This is a genomic window from Acidithiobacillus sp. TH-A36, assembly GCF_057473445.1.
On the sequence record NZ_JBYCKP010000015.1, the window covers coordinates 1 to 16,574 of the forward strand.

Sequence of the window (16,574 nt, forward strand, 5' to 3'; positions counted from 1 at the left end):
TTTTCCTGAAATGGACGCTGGCCCACAATTTCGAGACCAAATCCGCCAATACCCCGGTACTGGAAATGGCTGTCACTCAGCACCTCGGCACGATGCACGCCCAGATCCGTGAGGATTTGTGCGCCAATACCAAAAGTACGCAAAACCCGACCAGCATCTCCAGCCTGCCCGGGTCCTTTGGGCATTTCCGGCAAGGCAGATACTTCCTGGACCAGCTCTTCCACTCTTTCTTCATGGTGCAAGTACACCAGCACGCCCCGACCCTCTGCCGCAATCCGCTCTAACGCGCGCGTATTGGGACTGGCCGCTCCCGCAAACAGATCATTCAGGGTTTTACCTACCTGAACACGCACCAGCACGGGACTTTCTGTAGCCGCCACTTCACCCATGACCAGGGCAAAATGCGTTTCTTTCGCTACCCAGTCCCGATAAACTGTTAGCTGGAATTCTCCATAGGGACTCTGCCAGGGTCCCTGGGCTTGACGCTCGACAATCCGCTCTCTTTCAAGGCGATAGCGGATCAAGTCCGCAATGGTGCCAATTTTAAGTCCATGCTCCGCTGCATAGGGAAGCAGATCGGGTAAACGAGCCATTTCCCCATCGGCATTGAGAATTTCGCAAATCACACCTGCTGGCTGACAACCCGCCAGTCGTGCCAGATCCACGGCCGCTTCGGTATGCCCGGCACGAACCAGAACCCCACCCGGCTCGGCAGCAAGGGGGAAAATATGTCCGGGCATGACCAGATCTTCGGGAACAGCATTTTCAGCAATGGCGGCCTGAACAGTGGCTGCCCGGTCGGCTGCCGAAATGCCCGTAGTCACCCCCCGTGCCGCTTCAATGGATACCGTAAAGGCGGTTCCAAGGCTGGCCGTATTATGCCCGACCATTTGCGGCAGACGCAGCTGTTGGCAGCGCTCCCGGGTTAAAGGCAGACAGACCAGTCCGCGTGCCTGGGTCACCATAAAATTGATGGCAGCGGGAGTCACGAATTCCGCTGCCATGATCAGGTCACCCTCATTTTCACGGCCCTCGTCATCCATGAGGATCACCATACGACCCGCTGCAATTTCGGCAATAATTTCTTCGGCGGGACTGATTTTACCTTCACTCATACGGGATATCCTTTGGCAGCTAACGATTCGCGGGTGATTTCCGATTTTAGCCCCGACTCCGCCTCTGTCGCTACCCAACGTTCCAGATAACGGGCAATCAGGTCCACTTCGAGATTGACCGCCTGACCCGCACGCCAGGCTGATGCAGTCGTATTCGTCAGTGTATGGGGAATCAGATTCAGCATAAATTGCTCACCTTCCAGCGCATTGACGGTCAAACTGATACCATCCACGCAAATACTGCCTTTGGCGGCGATATAGCGCAGCAGCTCGCGCGGTGCGGTCACCGCAAAAACCTGTGAACGTCCGGAATTATGCACACTATGGATTTGTCCGACCCCATCCACATGACCAGCTACCAGATGACCGCCCAGACGGTCAGCCAGACGCAGCGCTTTTTCGAGATTCACTGCACTACCTGATTTCAGGCTACCCAGCAGGGTCTTGTCCAGGGTCTCACGGGAAATATCCACGGCAAACCCGTCTTTGTACAGTTCTACTACGGTCAGACAAACACCCGATACAGCAATACTGTCACCGAGTTTGACATCACCCAGATCCAGCCCGCCAGAGGCGAGCGTCATCCGAAAATCACCGCCCTGAGGATGCAATTGGCGAACCTGACCCAAGGCCTCAATAATACCGGTGAACATGAATCAACGCTCCTGCGGACCCAGGGTCCATTTCAGATCATTACCCAGCGACTCGACCCGAAGACTCCGCCAGCGCGGCGCTTCGGTCAGTTGTTGAAAAGGACCAACCTGCATGGCTGGCAATGCCCCCTGGCCGAGGAGCATGGGCGCCATATAGAGCAACCACTCATCGACCAACCCGGCCGCAAACAGGGTACTGGCCAGGCCCGGACCAGCCTCTGCCAACACTTCATTGATTTGTCTCTCTGCCAAAATGCGCATGACTGCCGGACAATCCAGTTGCTCGCCATCAACAGGCACCGCCAACAACTCTGCACCTGCTGCTTGCAGCATTTTTTTGGCTGAGTCCGGCAGGCCCAGCCCATGACAAATCCAGACTGCGCCAGGTGAAGCAAACATTGCCGCATCTGCCGGGGTCCGCAAATGGGTGTCCAAAACCACCTTCACCGGATACCGGCGCAGTGGAATATCCAGACGCGGGGCTAGGCGCGGGTTGTCGGCCAGAACCGTGCCAATCCCCACCAGGATGGCACTGGCGCTGGCCCGCTCTTTTTGCACATCAGCGCGCGCCAAGGTGCCGGTCAACCACTGACTTTGTCCATTGCCCAGCGCCACCCCTGCATCCAGACTGACTGCCTGCTTTAAGCGAATCCAGGGACGCCCGCCTTCCATGCGCATGAAAAATCCGGGGTTCAGCGCACGACTTTCGGCTTCGCAACAGCCCAGTTCAACCTCGATGCCAGCGGCTCTGAGCCGGGCAATGCCCTGCCCGGAAACCAGGGGATTGGGATCCTGAACCGCCACCACCACCCGTTTCACCCCTGCGGCCATCAGGGCGTCCGCACAGGGGCCGGTCCGCCCCTGATGACTGCAGGGTTCGAGGGTGACGTAAACGGTCGCCGCACGCGACGCCGCTCCGGCTTCGGCAAGGGCCAGCACTTCGGCATGGGCTTCACCAGCAAAAAGGTGAGCGCCACGGCCAACAACGATCCCTTCCTGCACCACCACCGCACCCACTCGCGGATTAGGGTGCGTCGAATATAAACCCCGGTTCGCCAGGTCCAGGGCCATTTCCATGAAATGATGGTCCTGCTCAGTCAGCACCAGAACGGCCTTTTCCGGGTACCTGTTGCTGATCGGGATGGGGGCCCTCTTTCAGGCGGGCAATTTCCGCACTGAATGCATCCACATCTTCAAAACGCCGGTACACCGAAGCGAAACGCACATAAGCCACCGGATCGAGGCCGCGCAAAGCTTCCATAACCAGTTCGCCAATGAGGCGCGCCGGCACTTCGCGTTCACCTCTTTCGCGAAGACGCCGTTGAATCAAACGCAGGGCTGCATCAACCTGCTCGGTGGCGACCGGACGCTTGCTCAGCGCCCGCGTCAAACCACGCTGCAATTTGTCTTCGTTAAAAGACTCACGACGCCCGTCGGTTTTAACCACCATGGGCAAAGCGAGTTCGGCACGCTCAAAAGTCGTAAAACGTTGATTACATTGCGGACATTCCCGACGGCGCCGCACCGTCCCGCCCTCATCCGCAAGACGGGAATCCACCACCCGGGTGTCAGCGAAGGCGCAGAACGGACAATGCACGGAACCTAGCCGTACACCGGAAACTGCTTGCACAGGGCAGTCATATCCGCCTTGACCCGGGCAATCACTGCGGCATCTGCGGGAGCATCCAGCACATCGGCGATCCCCTTGCCCAAGCGCTGCATTTCCGCTTCTGCAAAGCCACGGGTGGTTGCTGCCGGGGTGCCGATGCGAATACCACTGGTCACCGCTGGCGGACGGGTATCGAAAGGCACTGCGTTTTTGTTGACCGTGATGTGCGCCTGACCCAGCGCTTCCTCTGCTTCCTTACCGGTCACCTTTTCGCCCAGATTGAGGAGGAAAAGGTGATTATCCGTACCGCCTGACACGGCTGTATAACCTCGCCCGGCAAGTACCTGACTCAGCGACTGGGCGTTGCGAATGACCTGCTGCTGATAGGTTTTGAACTCCGGCTGCAAAGCTTCACGGAAAGCTACCGCCTTACCGGCAATCACGTGCATCAGAGGACCACCCTGCAAGCCAGGGAAGATCAAAGAGTTGACCTTCTTGGCATATTCTTCCCGACAAAGGATGAGACCACCACGCGGTCCGCGCAAGGTTTTGTGGGTCGTGGTGGTGACAAAATCCGCATGGGGTACAGGGCTGGGATGTAAACCGGCCGCCACCAATCCGGCAATGTGGGCCATGTCCACCAGCAAATAAGCGCCAATACTCCGGGCAATTTCACCGATCCTTTCGAAATCGATAATGCGCGAATAGGCACTGGCCCCGGCGACGATCATTTTGGGACGTTCCTGCTCAGCCTGTGCTGCCATTGCCTCATAATCAATTCGGCCATCTTCAGCGCGCACCCCATAAGCGGCCACCTGAAACAGCTTACCCGAAACATTGACTTTGGCTCCGTGGGTCAGATGTCCACCATGCGCCAGACTCATTCCCATAATTTTGTCACCCGGCTTCAATACCGAAAGGTAAACAGCCTGGTTAGCCTGAGAACCGGAATGGGCCTGAACATTGGCGTGTTCTGCGCCGAACAGTTCCAGAGCCCGATCAATGGCCAACTGTTCAGCAACGTCCACATACTCGCAACCACCATAATAGCGCTTGCCCGGATAACCCTCGGCATACTTGTTGGTCAGCACCGAGCCTTGCGCCACCATTACCATGGGGCTGGCGTAGTTTTCAGAAGCAATGAGTTCCACATGATCTTCCTGACGCTGGGTTTCCTTACACATGGCATCCCATAGTGCAGGATCAAAATCAGCAATACTGAGGGTTTTGGAAAACATGGTGCACTCCTTCAAAAACTTCCGGAAAATTTGTGGCTAGACACTAATGGATGCAAGAACGAACGGCAAGGGTAAAAAATGCGTGCAAGTCATGAATGAAACTCATCAGAGTTTGACACGCACCGGCTGAGGATGATGGCCGAGTACAAAACGGGCGGCCTTCTTTTCTTTCTTTTTTCGGGGAGGACGCCGCTTGTCAGCAAAAATATCCTGATAGGCCACATGGATGACCGGTGGACCCAACACCCAGACAATCAAGCCCAACCACAACTGGGAAAAAGCCGGCATAAACAGATTAGCCAGCAAAATGACGGCCCAGAGACCGATCAGAGGATCCCGCAATTCCGGCCTGAACAGCAGGGTGAGCGTAGTTTCCACTTCTGACTCCAGCCAGCCATGTCCTTTGTGCAAGGCAAGGGCAATCCCGAAAAAAGCCGGAGAGAACCAGAAGTAAGGCATTAGCGACAAATCTGAGAAGCGCTGTCCGAAAGCGAACCACCAGCCCCAGAATCCCTGACCCATGCCCGAGTCGTCATGCCAGGGAATATTGATCCCGGCCAGCAAGCTGCCCATGACCACTATGTCCTGGCCAAATTCGAAAATTATGCCAAAAACGGCAAAAAGCATTCCCCACACCACCGCCACATGGAGGGCATGCCGCATTTGTCGGTTCGTGTAAGATTCCGTTTCTTCATCGGTATTGGCAGCGATTTCCAGGCCAAACAGCAGGCCAAAGGGCGCAATGGCGTACATCAACCATTCGGGAAAGGGAATGGCCGCAAACACCAATGCTGCAGCGGAAAGCAGCAGCCATGGCCGAGGACGGGCTACTACCAGCTCGGCACCTCCCTCGACCCAGCTCACTACACGATTTACCCACTTCCAGGCCAAAATCATCTCCCAGCAACATGACACACGGCCAAGCACAACTTGTCGCTCATGCTATCTCTTTTGATTCTAAACCATCAAGGCGCATAAACCTAAAAACATCAGTTGCCGTGGGTGCTTTGCCGCGACTTTTGTTCTGAGCCGTTGTTGTTCTTGGCGAAATCCTGCGCCCGTCAGGAGAGCTGTTTGAGCACGCAGGGCGAGTTCTCTCCTGACAGCAGGATGAGCCTTGGAACAACAGGCGAGGAACAATGGAGCAAAAAGCACCCACGGCAACTGCCGTTAGCATAAACACAAAATACTGCCGACTTACGCCGCTTGTCGCCGACGGTCTTGAAGTTTAGACTCTTCCGGCTCTGTTTGATGATTAGAAAAGCACACAATGCCTGCTCAGATACCCGCTGATTCCGTTGGACTGGTAACCCCGCAGACGGTCACTTTTCCAGCTGACCTGCAACTGGAGTGTGGGCGCAGCTTGCCGGGTTACACCCTGGTTTATGAAAGTTATGGGGCCTTGAACAAGGATCACAGTAACGCGATTTTACTCTGCCATGCGCTTTCTGGTGATCATCACGCTGCCGGATATCACCACATGGATGATCGTAAGCCGGGCTGGTGGGAGCATCTGCTTGGACCCGGCAAGGCCATGGATACTGAACAGTTTTTTTTCGTCTGCGCGAATTTTATCGGGTCCTGCAAAGGCTCAACGGGTCCAGCCAGCATCAATCCTGAAACCGGCAGTCCCTGGGGTCTGGATTTTCCTATGGTCACCGTCCGCGACTGGGTAAAAACCCAGGCCGACCTGGCCGATCATCTGGAGATTGAACAATGGGCAGCGGTTATTGGCGGTAGCCTGGGTGGCATGCAGGTTATGCAATGGAGCATGGATTATCCGGACCGGCTGCGTAACGCCGTGGTCATTGCTGCTGCGCCCAAACTGACGGCGCAGAACATCGCCTTCAACGAAGTTTGTCGTCAGGCCATCATGACGGATCCGGATTTTCACAATGGCCGCTATTATGCCCATGACACCAAACCGCGCCGGGGACTGTCACTGGCGCGGATGATCGGCCACATCACCTATCTGTCTGATGACGCCATGCGCACCAAATTCGGTCGGGACACCCGGGGCGGCAAGGCCTTTTCCTTTGGTTTTGATGTGGATTTTGAAGTGGAAAGTTATTTGCGCTATCAGGGTTCAAGTTTTGTAGAACGCTTTGATGCCAACAGCTATTTATATATTACCAAGGCATTGGATTATTTTGATCCGGCCAGTGCGTATGGCGGCAATCTGGCGGAAGCCTTTGCCCGGGTACAAGCGGCATTTTTAGTGGTCTCTTTCAGTTCTGACTGGCGGTTTTCCCCGGAACGCTCCCGCGAAATCGTGCAGGCACTGTATACCTGTAATCGCGACGTCAGCTATGCGGAAATTGAAGCCACCCACGGCCACGATTCCTTTTTAATGCCTATTCCCCAATATGTAGCCGTTCTCGGCACTTATCTGCAACGTGTTGCAGAGGAAATCGGACTATGAAGCTACGCCAGGATCTGGCCATCATCGCCGAATGGATTCCCCCGCAAAGCCGCATTCTCGATCTGGGCTGCGGGGAAGGAGAACTGCTGGCCTATTTGCGCGCCGAAAAGGATGTGCAAGGTTATGGGGTAGAAATTGAGGAAGACCGGGTCGTCGCCGCTATCCGGCGCGGAATTCCGGTCATTCAGCAGGATCTTGATCAGGGACTCAAAAATTTTGCCGACCAGAGTGTCGATACGGTAGTCCTTTCCCTGACCCTGCAGGCTTCTACCTATCCCCGTCAGTTATTACTGGAAATGTTACGCGTCGGCCGGGAGGTCATTGTCACCTTTCCCAATATGGGACACTGGCATGCGCGCTGGCAACTGGGCGTGCTGGGCAAAATGCCCACCACAGACGCCTTGCCCCATACGTGGTACGATACTCCCAACATCCACCTGTGTACGATTCGCGACTTTGAACAACTCTGTGCCGACAACGGCATCGCCATCCATCAACGGGTCGTGCTCAATGAGCGGCGGCGCAGCACTTGGCGCAACCGTTTGTTACCCAACCTATTTGGAGAAGTTGCTTTATATCGTTGCGCCCTGGTCGCACGCTGAAGCTCATGCGAGGAGAACGCCATGACCCTGGAACTGATCAGCTTCCCCCTCTGCCCCTATGTACAGCGTTCGGTGATTACCCTGCTGCACAAGCAGATAGTCTTCAAACTGACGCATATTGACCTGGCCCATAAACCCGAATGGTTTCTCGAACTTTCGCCCATGGGCAGAGTCCCCTGCCTGAAAATCGGCACTGACGCCGTACTGTTCGAGTCTCAGGTGATTAATGAATATCTGGATGAAACCATTGCACCGCCACTGCATCCTGCTGACCCGCTGGAACGTGCCCGGCACCGCGCCTGGATTGCCTTTGGCAGCGAAATGATTGGTGATCAGTTCCAGATGATGGTAGCCCAGGGTGAAGAACGCTTTACGGCGGCCAGTCGCCAGCTTTTTGACAAGCTGGAGCGGCTGGAAAAAAACATGGCCGAAGGACCATTTTTTGCGGGTCAACATTTCAGTCTGGTGGATGCCGCCTTTGCTCCCTTATTCATGCGCATGGAAATTCTGCACGCATTGCGGCCATTGCCGCGTTGGGAATCCTTGGGCAAACTGCGCCGCTGGACCGCCTTACTCATGGAATTACCCGAGGTAGCAGGCTCCGTAACTGCCGACTTTCCCGAACGGCTGCGGAATTATATCAGCGAAAAAGGCAGTCTTTTGCTACGCTCAGTATGAATACAAGCTGCCGCATTTACGATTTGCACAGGAGTCATGCGTATGAGTGATCAACAGGGACAGGACATGCAGGATCAGGCGCTCGTGCCCACCACCCACTTTGGTTATCAGGAAGTCCCGGAAACGGAAAAAGAACACCTGGTCAAAGGGGTTTTCAGCAATGTCGCGGGTAAATACGACCTGATGAACGACCTGATGTCATTGGGTGTGCATCGCCTGTGGAAACGCTTCACGGTAGATTTGGCCCGCCCCCGTCCCGGCCAGCGGGTGCTGGATCTCGCCGGAGGCACGGGTGATCTGGCTGCCGCCATTTATCCGCGCATCAAACCCAATGGTTCCATTGTGGTCTCTGATATCAATCCGGAAATGCTGGCGGTTGGAGAAAACCGACTGGCGGATAAGGGCATCATCGCCGGGGTTGAGTTTGTCGAAGCCAATGCGGAGGAACTCCCCTTTCCAGACCGTGAATTTGATCTGGTCACCCTGGCCTTTGGCATCCGCAACATGACCCATCCCGAACGGGCCTTGAAGGAAATTCACCGCGTCCTCAAAACCGGCGGGCGGGCGTTGATTCTGGAGTTCTCACACCCGCGCTGGCCGGGCTTGCAGTCCATTTATGATATGTATTCATTTAAGCTCCTGCCGCGTATCGGTGAACTCGTCGCCAGGGATCGGGACAGCTATCAATATCTGGTGGAATCCATCCGCCGCTTTCCCGATCAGGAAACCTTCAAAATGATGATGGAAGAAGCCGGTCTGGAACGGGTTGAGGTGTTCAACCTATCGGGTGGTATTGTCGCCCTGCATCGCGGCTTTCGTATGGATTGATGAATGCTTTTCATCTTAATGCCTAAAAATTCCCTCTTGAGCCGAGACTCCGGGCAGGGCATGATGGCGACAATTTTCGCAGAGGAGTAATGCCCATGACGTCCGTCCACAGTCTCGGTTTTCCGCGTATCGGTCATAAACGCGAACTCAAAAAAGCGCTGGAATGCTTCTGGTCCAAAGAAATTGATGAGCAGGAACTGCAGTCCCGCGCTGCCCAGTTGCGTGACCGTCACTGGAAAATCCAGCAGACCTGTGGGATGGACTTCATCCCGGTTGGTGATTTCAGCCTCTACGATCACATGCTGGACATGAGCTGCACCCTCGGTGCCATTCCTCCCCGTTACGGATTCTCCGGCGGTCAGGTGGGTCTGGACACTTTTTTTGCCATGGCACGCGGTTCCAGCACCCAGCCCGCCATGGAAATGACCAAATGGTTTGATGCCAACTATCACTTTATTGTGCCGGAATTCCATGAAAACATGGAGTTCCGCCTGAGCAGCGAACGCCTGTTTGACCAGATCAAAGAAGCCCAGGCTCTCGGCCTCAAGACCAAGCCCGTGCTGGTCGGCCCCATCACCTACCTGTGGCTGGGCAAGGAAAAAGACCTGAATGCCGAAGCCCATCACGAAGCGCAACATCATCATGACGACAGTGCCTGTCATGGTCACGGTGCGCCGGTGGGTAATGCCTGCTTTGATCGTCTGACATTGCTGCCCAAGGTTCTACCTGTTTATGCCGAAATTCTGGAGCGTCTTGCCAGCATGGGCGTGGAGTGGGTACAAATGGATGAACCCGCTCTGGCACTGGATCTGCCCGCCGAATGGCTCGAGGCTATGGCCTCTGCCTACCAGACCCTCAGCAAGGGCAAAAGCCCCAAAGTATTACTGGCCACCTATTTTGATTCAGTAGCTGATCATGCCGAGGCTCTCAAAGCCCTTCCCGTCGCCGGCCTGCATCTGGATTTGCGGCGCGCTCCGCAACAGCTGGAGAGCTTCCTGAAAAATTATCCGGCTGACAAAGTGCTTTCTCTGGGCGTGGTAGATGGCCGCAATGTTTGGCGCGCCGACCTGGATGCTGCCATCAAGATCCTGGAACCTGCACATAAACAGCTGGGAGACTGTCTCTGGGTAGCGCCTTCCTGCAGCCTGTTGCACACCCCGGTTGATCTGGATCAGGAAAACGAACTCGACGCCGAATTGAAATCATGGCTGGCTTTCTCCGTACAAAAGCTCGATGAAGTTGCCATTATTGGTCGTGCCCTGAATGAAGGCGTGGCAGCCGTAGCGCAGGAACTGTCAACCGCACGTGCCGCCGTACAAGCACGTAAAACTTCACCACGTATCCACAACCCGGCTGTTGCCCAGCGTCTGGAAGGGCTGGGTAAGGACGACGGTCAGCGCAAAAGTGCTTTCCAGGCCCGTGAAGCCGCACAGCGTGCTCGCTTCAAACTGCCGGCATTCCCCACCACCAGTATCGGCAGTTTCCCGCAGACTCCCGAAATTCGTAAAGCCCGCCTGCAAAATCGCAAGGGCGAACTGAGCAATGCCGACTACCAGAAAGCCATGGAAGCAGAAATTGCGCTGGTCGTGAAAGAACAGGAACGTCTGGGTATTGACGTGCCGGTCCATGGCGAACCCGAACGCAATGACATGGTGGAATACTTCGGTGAACAACTCGCTGGATTCGCCTTCACCCGTCATGGCTGGGTGCAGAGTTACGGCTCACGCTACGTCAAGCCGCCGTTGATTTTCGGTGACGTCTCCCGTCCTACCCCCATGACCGTGACCTGGAGCAAATATGCCCAGTCCCTGACCCAGCGGCCCATGAAAGGCATGCTCACCGGACCAGTGACCATCCTGCAATGGTCTTTTGTACGCGATGATCAGCCCCGTGAGAAAACGGCACTGCAAATTGCGCTGGCCATCCGCGACGAGGTCAAAGACCTGATCGACGCCGGCATCGGCATCATCCAGATTGACGAACCCGCCTACCGTGAAGGGCTCCCCCTGAAGCGCAAGGACTGGGATCAGTATCTGAACTGGGCATCGCGTGCATTCCGCATTTCTGCGCAAATTGCACCGGATGACGTGCAGATTCACACCCACATGTGCTACTCGGAGTTCAATGACATCCTCCCCGCCATTGCGGCCATGGATGCAGATGTCATTACCATTGAAACCTCCCGTTCACAAATGGAGTTGCTGGATGCTTTTGCCACTTTCAACTACCCCAACGAAATCGGACCTGGCGTCTATGACATTCACTCCCCCCGCGTTCCCAGCGTCGAAGAAATGGTCGGCCTGATGGAAAAAGCGGTCAAAGTGGTTCCCGCAGAGCGTCTGTGGATCAACCCCGACTGTGGTCTGAAAACCCGCAAATGGGCAGAAGTCACCCCGGCTCTGGAAAATATGGTCGAGGCAGCCAAACAGGTCCGTGCCAAACACGCCTGATTGAATACACGCCTCAAACTGACAAGGCCCCATCCGGGGCCTTTTTTAATATTTTAATACTTGCTGATTACCAGCCCTCCTTATAGACTCACTGGCAATTAAAAAGACACCAAGTGATTGCTTGCACCGCGCTCCGCGACTCACCAGTTTCATGCCATCTATTTGGAACTTTTTATGAATCAGTCAATCAATCTTTCCCCACTCAAAAATCTGCGGGCCGATGTGCCTGCCGCCGTGGTCGTCGCTCTGGTCGCCATGCCCCTCTGTCTTGGAGTCGCCCTGGCTTCCGGCACCCCACTGATTGCGGGTTTGATCGCTGGCATCATGGGTGGGGTTCTGGTTCCCCTGTTCAGCCGCTCGCCCCTGGCCGTCAGTGGCCCCACCCCAGCCATTGTGGCCACGCTGCTGGTGGCCATGGAAACCCTGCACAGTTTTCCGGCGTTACTGCTCGCTGTGGTTATTGCTGGCGGCATTCAGATTATTCTGGCGCTCTTGCGTGCAGGGGTGGTGGCTTATTTTTTCCCGTCGGCCGTCATCCAGGGTATTTTGTCGGCCATCGGGATTATCATCATCCTCAAACAATTTCCCTATGCCATTGGTTTTGATATTGGCGAATTTGGTAATCAGGATTTTTTTGATGCCCATGGAGAAAACACCTTCAGTGCCGTTATTGCCGCACTCGCCCATGTGGAATGGGGAGCGCTGCTGGTCAGCGTACTGGCCCTGGTCATCCTGATTGTCTGGGATAAGATAGCCGTCCTGCGCAAACAGACCTGGCTCTCCGGCCCGTTGATGGCGGTGGTGTTCGGAACCCTCCTGAATGTGCTGTTTGTCCATGCCCTGCCCGGGCTTGCCATCGACAAAAGCAATCTGGTCAACCTGCCTGAAATTCGTTCTCTGGCGGACTTAAGGGGCATGCTGCAAATGCCTGACTGGGGCATGATCGGTTCAAAAACCGTATGGATGACCGCTATCGCCATCACCTTTATTGCCAGCCTGGAAAGCCTGCTTTCCACAGAAGCCTCCGACAAACTGGATCCTTTCAAAAGACGCACCCCTCTTGACCGCGAACTGCTGGGACAGGGAGTGGCCAACATCGCCAGCGGCCTCATTGGTGGACTTCCGGTTGCCGCCGTCATAGTGCGGAGCACGGCCAACGTGGCGGCCGGGGCTCGGACCAAAGCCAGCGCCTTTCTGCACGGGATTTTTCTGTTGCTGGCCGTCGTATTTCTGGCTACGTTGATGAATCATATCCCCTTGGCAGCCTTGGCCTCCATCCTGATTTTCGTCGGTTTCAAACTGGCCCATCCGAATATTTTCAGGAAAATGTTCAGGCTGGATAAGTCCCAGTATTTGCCCTTCTTCATCACCATTATTGCGATTTTGTTCACCAGTCTGATTACTGGCGTGGTGATCGGGCTGCTCACGGGTATTTTCTTCGTCCTCAAAGCCAACTATCACAGCGCCATCGATATTGGACGGGAGGGCAACGCCTACAAAATATCCCTGAACAGGGAGGTTACCTTCGTCAACAAGGCGCGCCTCTCGCATATTCTGGAGAGACTGCCCAAAGATGCCGAAGTGATTCTGGATGGCAAAAAAGTCCGTTTCATTGATCACGATGTGCTTGAAGTCATTCGTGATTTCGAACGTGCCGCCGAACTGAAAAACATTCAGTTAAGCGAGCAGAATTTCGACACACCGATACTCAAAGCCCCCGTATAATCCTTACAATCGGCCTTGGGAGAGCAGCTCCGCGTTGCCTCCCGCTGCTGTGGTGTTGATGCTCAGCGCCTGTTCAGCCACCATGCGCAATAAATAATGGGGACCGCCGGCTTTCGGGCCGGTTCCACTCAAGCCTTCACCACCAAACGGTTGCACACCAACCACTGCGCCAATCATGTTGCGGTTTACGTAGACATTGCCGCAGCGGGACCGCGCAGCGATATGTGCCGCCCGCCCATCAATCCGGGTCTGGACACCTAAAGTCAGCCCAAATCCCAAAGCGTTGATGGCATCCACCAGGGCATCAATCTGTCCGGCTTTCCAGGTGACCACCTGCAGCACCGGACCAAATATTTCCTCGCGAACCTGACTGACATGGGTAATGGCATACGCACAGGGGGCTACAAAATGCAGATTACGCTGCTGATCGTCCTGCATGGTCAACACTACAGAATTATCCGTAACCCGGGCATTTTCCAGCAAAGACGGGGGCCAGGCACAACGGGCCAGTAATCTTCCCCCACCCTGCTCCACCCGGGCAATTTGTGCCAGAATATTGGTCTGCGCTTCGGCATCAATAACGGGTCCGACATCGGTGGCATAATGGATGGTCGGTCCAATCACCAGTTCCTGCATGGCCCCTTTGAGCATGGTCAGAATTTCTTCTGCACATTCTTCCTGTACACAGAGCAGACGCAGTGCCGAACATCGCTGTCCGGCGGAACGAAATGCCGAGGCAATCACTGCATCCACCACCTGTTCCGCCAGAGCCGTAGAATCCACAATCATGGCATTAATGCCGCCGGTTTCGGCAATCAAGGGCACAATGGGGCCTTCCTTGGCCGCCAGACCCTGATGAATGTGGCGAGCAACACCAGTTGAACCGGTAAACACCACGCCGCCAGTCAGCGGATGCTCTACCAGAGCCGCGCCTACGGTTTCGCCAGCACCGGGCATCAGCGCCAGCACATCGCGGGGAACTCCGGCCTCCCACAAAAGTTCGACAAAAGCCTGGGCAATGGCCATGGTCTGCTCGGCGGGCTTGGCTGCCACACTATTGCCCGTAACCAGAGCCGCAACGACCTGCCCGGCAAAAATTGCCAGGGGAAAATTCCAGGGACTGATACAAACGAACACACCGCGCCCCCGCAGACTCAGGGAGTTAGCCTCACCGGTGGGACCGGGCAGAGCTTCCTTGCGCATGAGCGCCTTGGCCTGAATGGCATAATAACGGCAAAAATCTACGGCCTCACGCAGTTCGGCAACCGCATCTGCCAAAGTTTTATGTGCTTCGCGCATAATCAGGGAAAGCAATTTGTCCTGCCGGGTTTCCAGCAGCTCAGCCGCCCGGGTCAAAATTTCGGCACGACGCTCGACGGGTACCGCATCCCAGCGCATTTGCCCGGCGTGCAGTGCGTGCATTAACGGGTCTATATCTTCCACCGGTATTTCTTCGGGGGTTTTTACCCGCAGGGCCAATGCGGCTTCCAGGGCGGGGCTACGTTCGGCAATGTAAGTCATATCCATTCCTTGGCTGTTCAGTCGTAATTCACCATGAAGATGGCCGTAAATCTCTATGGGTTTGGGTAAGGCCGCCTCTTCCGCCCGCCAGAGCGGACTGACCAGCAGATCTGCGGCAGCCACATGCTGATTAGCCAACTGATGAACAAAAGACGTGTTGGCAGCGTTTTCGAGAAGTCGCCGGACCAGATAGGCAAGCAGATCCCGATGACGACCCACCGGGGCATATATCCGCAAGTGCTGAATGCGGGCGTGGCGTAAAACCTCCCGATAAATTCCTTCTCCCATGCCATGCAGACGCTGCATCTCAAAACGGGCATCGGGTTGTTGATCCGCCAATTGCAAAACAGCAGCAATGGTCGCTGCATTGTGGGTGGCGAATTGCGGGTAGACCAACGCCTGAGGACCGTTGGCGTTTTCAAGGAGCCGCGCCGCACCGGCCAGATAGCTGATATCAGTATGATGTTTATGGGTAAACACCGGATACCCGGACAAGCCCATCTCCTGGGCTCTTTTGATTTCCATATCCCAGTAAGCGCCCTTGACCAGCCGCATCATCAAATGGCTCTGATTGCGGCGCGTTCGGGCCAGAACTTCGTCAATGGCAGCATCTGCCCGGCTCTGATACGCCTGCACGGCAATGCCGAGACCGTCCCAGCCCGCACAAGTGGCCTGCCCAGCAATATGCTGTTGCAAGGCATCCAGCAAATCGAGCTGCAACTCAAGACGATCACTTTCTTCCGCATCCAGCGTCAGATTCAAACGCCCCTGAGCCGCCAGCTCGGCCAGTTGCTGCAACTTGGGGAACAGCTCTTTCCACAGACGGGCGCGCTGGGCTTCTTCAAAACGCGGATGCAGTGCTGACAATTTGATGGAGATGCCATCCCGCTCCCGGGAACCCCCACTGCCGGGTTGGGTAGCCAAAACGCGCAAGGCAGATTCATAAGAAGCCGCATAGCGGGTTGCATCGGCACTGTTGCGGGCACCTTCTCCCAACATATCGTAGGAATAGCAGAGTGCGGGCTGTTTTTTTCGGGCTTCGGCAGAGCGCCGGCGCGCCTCACCAAGATCCTGCCCCAGTACAAACTGCCGCCCCAGTAGCGCAATGGCCCGCACTGCTGCTGTCACGACGGTATTCATGCCCAGTCGTTGCACCAGACTGCGTGTTTCTTTTTCGGCGAGCAGACGGCGGGATAGAATCAGCACCCGACCCGAAATCTGGGTAATCCAGGACTGTTTTTCCTCACCGTCAAAGCGTGCCCTGCCCAGCTGATCGGCCGCCAGCAAGGCCGCCGTACCGGTATCGGGCACGCGCAGCAGGGCCTCGGCCAGACGCATCAAGGCCAAGCCTTCGGCGCTAGTGATGGGGTACTCCCTTAACAGCGACTCCAGAGCCCAGAACGGGGCTGGCTGCTTGCGCACCGCCTCCACCCAGGGCCGCGCATGATCGATGACGTTCAGCCAGTTCAGCTTGCCGCTGAGCGCCGACAGCAGTGCTTCAACCTGCTGACTTTCATCCCGGTACGGGGGTGGCAGCGTCACAGGTTCCCGAAGAAAATCCGGAGAATCATTGAAATCACTGGGCAAAATAGTATGTAAACGGGTTTGAGACATTCCCACAAGGCTCCTTGCAGCAGGTAATCGGGTTCATGATCAGCCTGTGCCTGCCTCCTTTTTTCATTTACGGGTTTTTATGCGCTTTTGGCTACTGCAGCGCTACAACCTCTTGTAAT

The 16,574-nt window shown here is 55.6% G+C and carries 13 protein-coding genes; 6 read left to right on the plus strand and 7 right to left on the minus strand.

Annotated elements, in window-relative coordinates; translation table 11 throughout:
- From ribB to AC2VLY_RS00335, 6 genes are all read right to left on the minus strand, one after another.
- Nucleotides 1–1,115 (minus strand): 3,4-dihydroxy-2-butanone-4-phosphate synthase (gene ribB, locus AC2VLY_RS00310; protein WP_486921577.1); only part of this gene is annotated, 1,115 nt, incomplete at its 3' end.
- On the minus strand, nucleotides 1,112–1,768 hold the full coding sequence (locus AC2VLY_RS00315) for a riboflavin synthase (protein ID WP_486892934.1): 657 nt from the start codon (nucleotides 1,766–1,768) through the stop codon (nucleotides 1,112–1,114). The genes AC2VLY_RS00315 and ribB, both read right to left, overlap by 4 nt.
- A 3-nt stretch (nucleotides 1,769–1,771) precedes the next feature.
- Nucleotides 1,772–2,872 carry a bifunctional diaminohydroxyphosphoribosylaminopyrimidine deaminase/5-amino-6-(5-phosphoribosylamino)uracil reductase RibD gene (gene ribD / locus AC2VLY_RS00320; protein WP_300250224.1) on the minus strand — a complete coding sequence of 367 codons (1,101 nt, stop codon included), beginning with the start codon at nucleotides 2,870–2,872 and terminating at the stop codon, nucleotides 1,772–1,774.
- Complete coding sequence (gene nrdR, locus AC2VLY_RS00325; protein WP_193649886.1) at nucleotides 2,862–3,365, minus strand: transcriptional regulator NrdR; 504 nt, start codon at nucleotides 3,363–3,365, stop codon at nucleotides 2,862–2,864. Before nrdR ends, ribD begins: the two co-directional genes overlap by 11 nt.
- 5 nt (nucleotides 3,366–3,370) lie before the next feature.
- The gene (glyA, locus tag AC2VLY_RS00330; protein ID WP_142089386.1) at nucleotides 3,371–4,615 is read right to left on the minus strand and encodes a serine hydroxymethyltransferase; all 1,245 of its coding nucleotides are present in this window, start codon (nucleotides 4,613–4,615) and stop codon (nucleotides 3,371–3,373) included.
- A 105-nt stretch (nucleotides 4,616–4,720) separates the two neighbouring features.
- Nucleotides 4,721–5,506 carry a hypothetical protein gene (locus AC2VLY_RS00335; protein ID WP_193649823.1) on the minus strand — a complete coding sequence of 262 codons (786 nt, stop codon included), beginning with the start codon at nucleotides 5,504–5,506 and terminating at the stop codon, nucleotides 4,721–4,723.
- A 379-nt stretch (nucleotides 5,507–5,885) separates the two neighbouring features.
- Between AC2VLY_RS00335 and metX the strand changes: the two genes are divergently transcribed.
- The 6 genes from metX to AC2VLY_RS00365 all read left to right on the plus strand — a co-directional run bounded on the left by metX (nucleotide 5,886) and on the right by AC2VLY_RS00365 (nucleotide 13,320).
- Nucleotides 5,886–7,037, plus strand: coding sequence for a homoserine O-succinyltransferase MetX (gene metX / locus AC2VLY_RS00340; protein ID WP_486892450.1), 1,152 nt, complete (start codon nucleotides 5,886–5,888; stop codon nucleotides 7,035–7,037).
- Complete coding sequence (gene metW, locus AC2VLY_RS00345) at nucleotides 7,034–7,639, plus strand: methionine biosynthesis protein MetW (RefSeq protein WP_193649821.1); 606 nt, start codon at nucleotides 7,034–7,036, stop codon at nucleotides 7,637–7,639. The genes metX and metW overlap by 4 nt, the downstream gene beginning before the upstream one ends.
- Before the next feature lie 21 nt (nucleotides 7,640–7,660).
- Nucleotides 7,661–8,317 carry a glutathione S-transferase family protein gene (locus AC2VLY_RS00350; protein WP_193649820.1) on the plus strand — a complete coding sequence of 219 codons (657 nt, stop codon included), beginning with the start codon at nucleotides 7,661–7,663 and terminating at the stop codon, nucleotides 8,315–8,317.
- A gap of 42 nt (nucleotides 8,318–8,359) precedes the next feature.
- Nucleotides 8,360–9,145 carry a bifunctional demethylmenaquinone methyltransferase/2-methoxy-6-polyprenyl-1,4-benzoquinol methylase UbiE gene (ubiE, locus tag AC2VLY_RS00355; RefSeq protein ID WP_300250213.1) on the plus strand — a complete coding sequence of 262 codons (786 nt, stop codon included), beginning with the start codon at nucleotides 8,360–8,362 and terminating at the stop codon, nucleotides 9,143–9,145.
- Nucleotides 9,146–9,240: 95 nt separating this feature from the next.
- Nucleotides 9,241–11,595: a 5-methyltetrahydropteroyltriglutamate--homocysteine S-methyltransferase gene (gene metE / locus AC2VLY_RS00360; RefSeq protein WP_486921578.1), complete on the plus strand. Its 2,355-nt coding sequence runs from the start codon at nucleotides 9,241–9,243 to the stop codon at nucleotides 11,593–11,595.
- A 174-nt stretch (nucleotides 11,596–11,769) separates the two neighbouring features.
- Complete coding sequence (locus AC2VLY_RS00365) at nucleotides 11,770–13,320, plus strand: SulP family inorganic anion transporter (protein ID WP_300250208.1); 1,551 nt, start codon at nucleotides 11,770–11,772, stop codon at nucleotides 13,318–13,320.
- Nucleotides 13,321–13,323: 3 nt separating this feature from the next.
- Here AC2VLY_RS00365 and AC2VLY_RS00370 read toward each other — a convergent pair whose 3' ends face one another.
- Nucleotides 13,324–16,455: an L-glutamate gamma-semialdehyde dehydrogenase gene (locus AC2VLY_RS00370; RefSeq protein ID WP_486921579.1), complete on the minus strand. Its 3,132-nt coding sequence runs from the start codon at nucleotides 16,453–16,455 to the stop codon at nucleotides 13,324–13,326.
- Nucleotides 16,456–16,574: the final 119 nt, after the last annotated feature.

Bases quoted from the DNA above. Each gene is read 5' to 3' on its own strand.
- AC2VLY_RS00315 (WP_486892934.1), bottom strand. From the start codon at position 1,768: ATGTTCACCGGTATTATTGAGGCCTTGGGTCAGGTTCGCCAATTGCAT.
- glyA (WP_142089386.1), bottom strand. From the start codon at position 4,615: ATGTTTTCCAAAACCCTCAGTATTGCTGATTTTGATCCTGCACTATGG.
- metX (WP_486892450.1), top strand. From the start codon at position 5,886: ATGCCTGCTCAGATACCCGCTGATTCCGTTGGACTGGTAACCCCGCAG.
- metW (WP_193649821.1), top strand. From the start codon at position 7,034: ATGAAGCTACGCCAGGATCTGGCCATCATCGCCGAATGGATTCCCCCG.
- AC2VLY_RS00350 (WP_193649820.1), top strand. From the start codon at position 7,661: ATGACCCTGGAACTGATCAGCTTCCCCCTCTGCCCCTATGTACAGCGT.
- ubiE (WP_300250213.1), top strand. From the start codon at position 8,360: ATGAGTGATCAACAGGGACAGGACATGCAGGATCAGGCGCTCGTGCCC.
- metE (WP_486921578.1), top strand. From the start codon at position 9,241: ATGACGTCCGTCCACAGTCTCGGTTTTCCGCGTATCGGTCATAAACGC.
- AC2VLY_RS00365 (WP_300250208.1), top strand. From the start codon at position 11,770: ATGAATCAGTCAATCAATCTTTCCCCACTCAAAAATCTGCGGGCCGAT.
- AC2VLY_RS00370 (WP_486921579.1), bottom strand. From the start codon at position 16,455: ATGTCTCAAACCCGTTTACATACTATTTTGCCCAGTGATTTCAATGAT.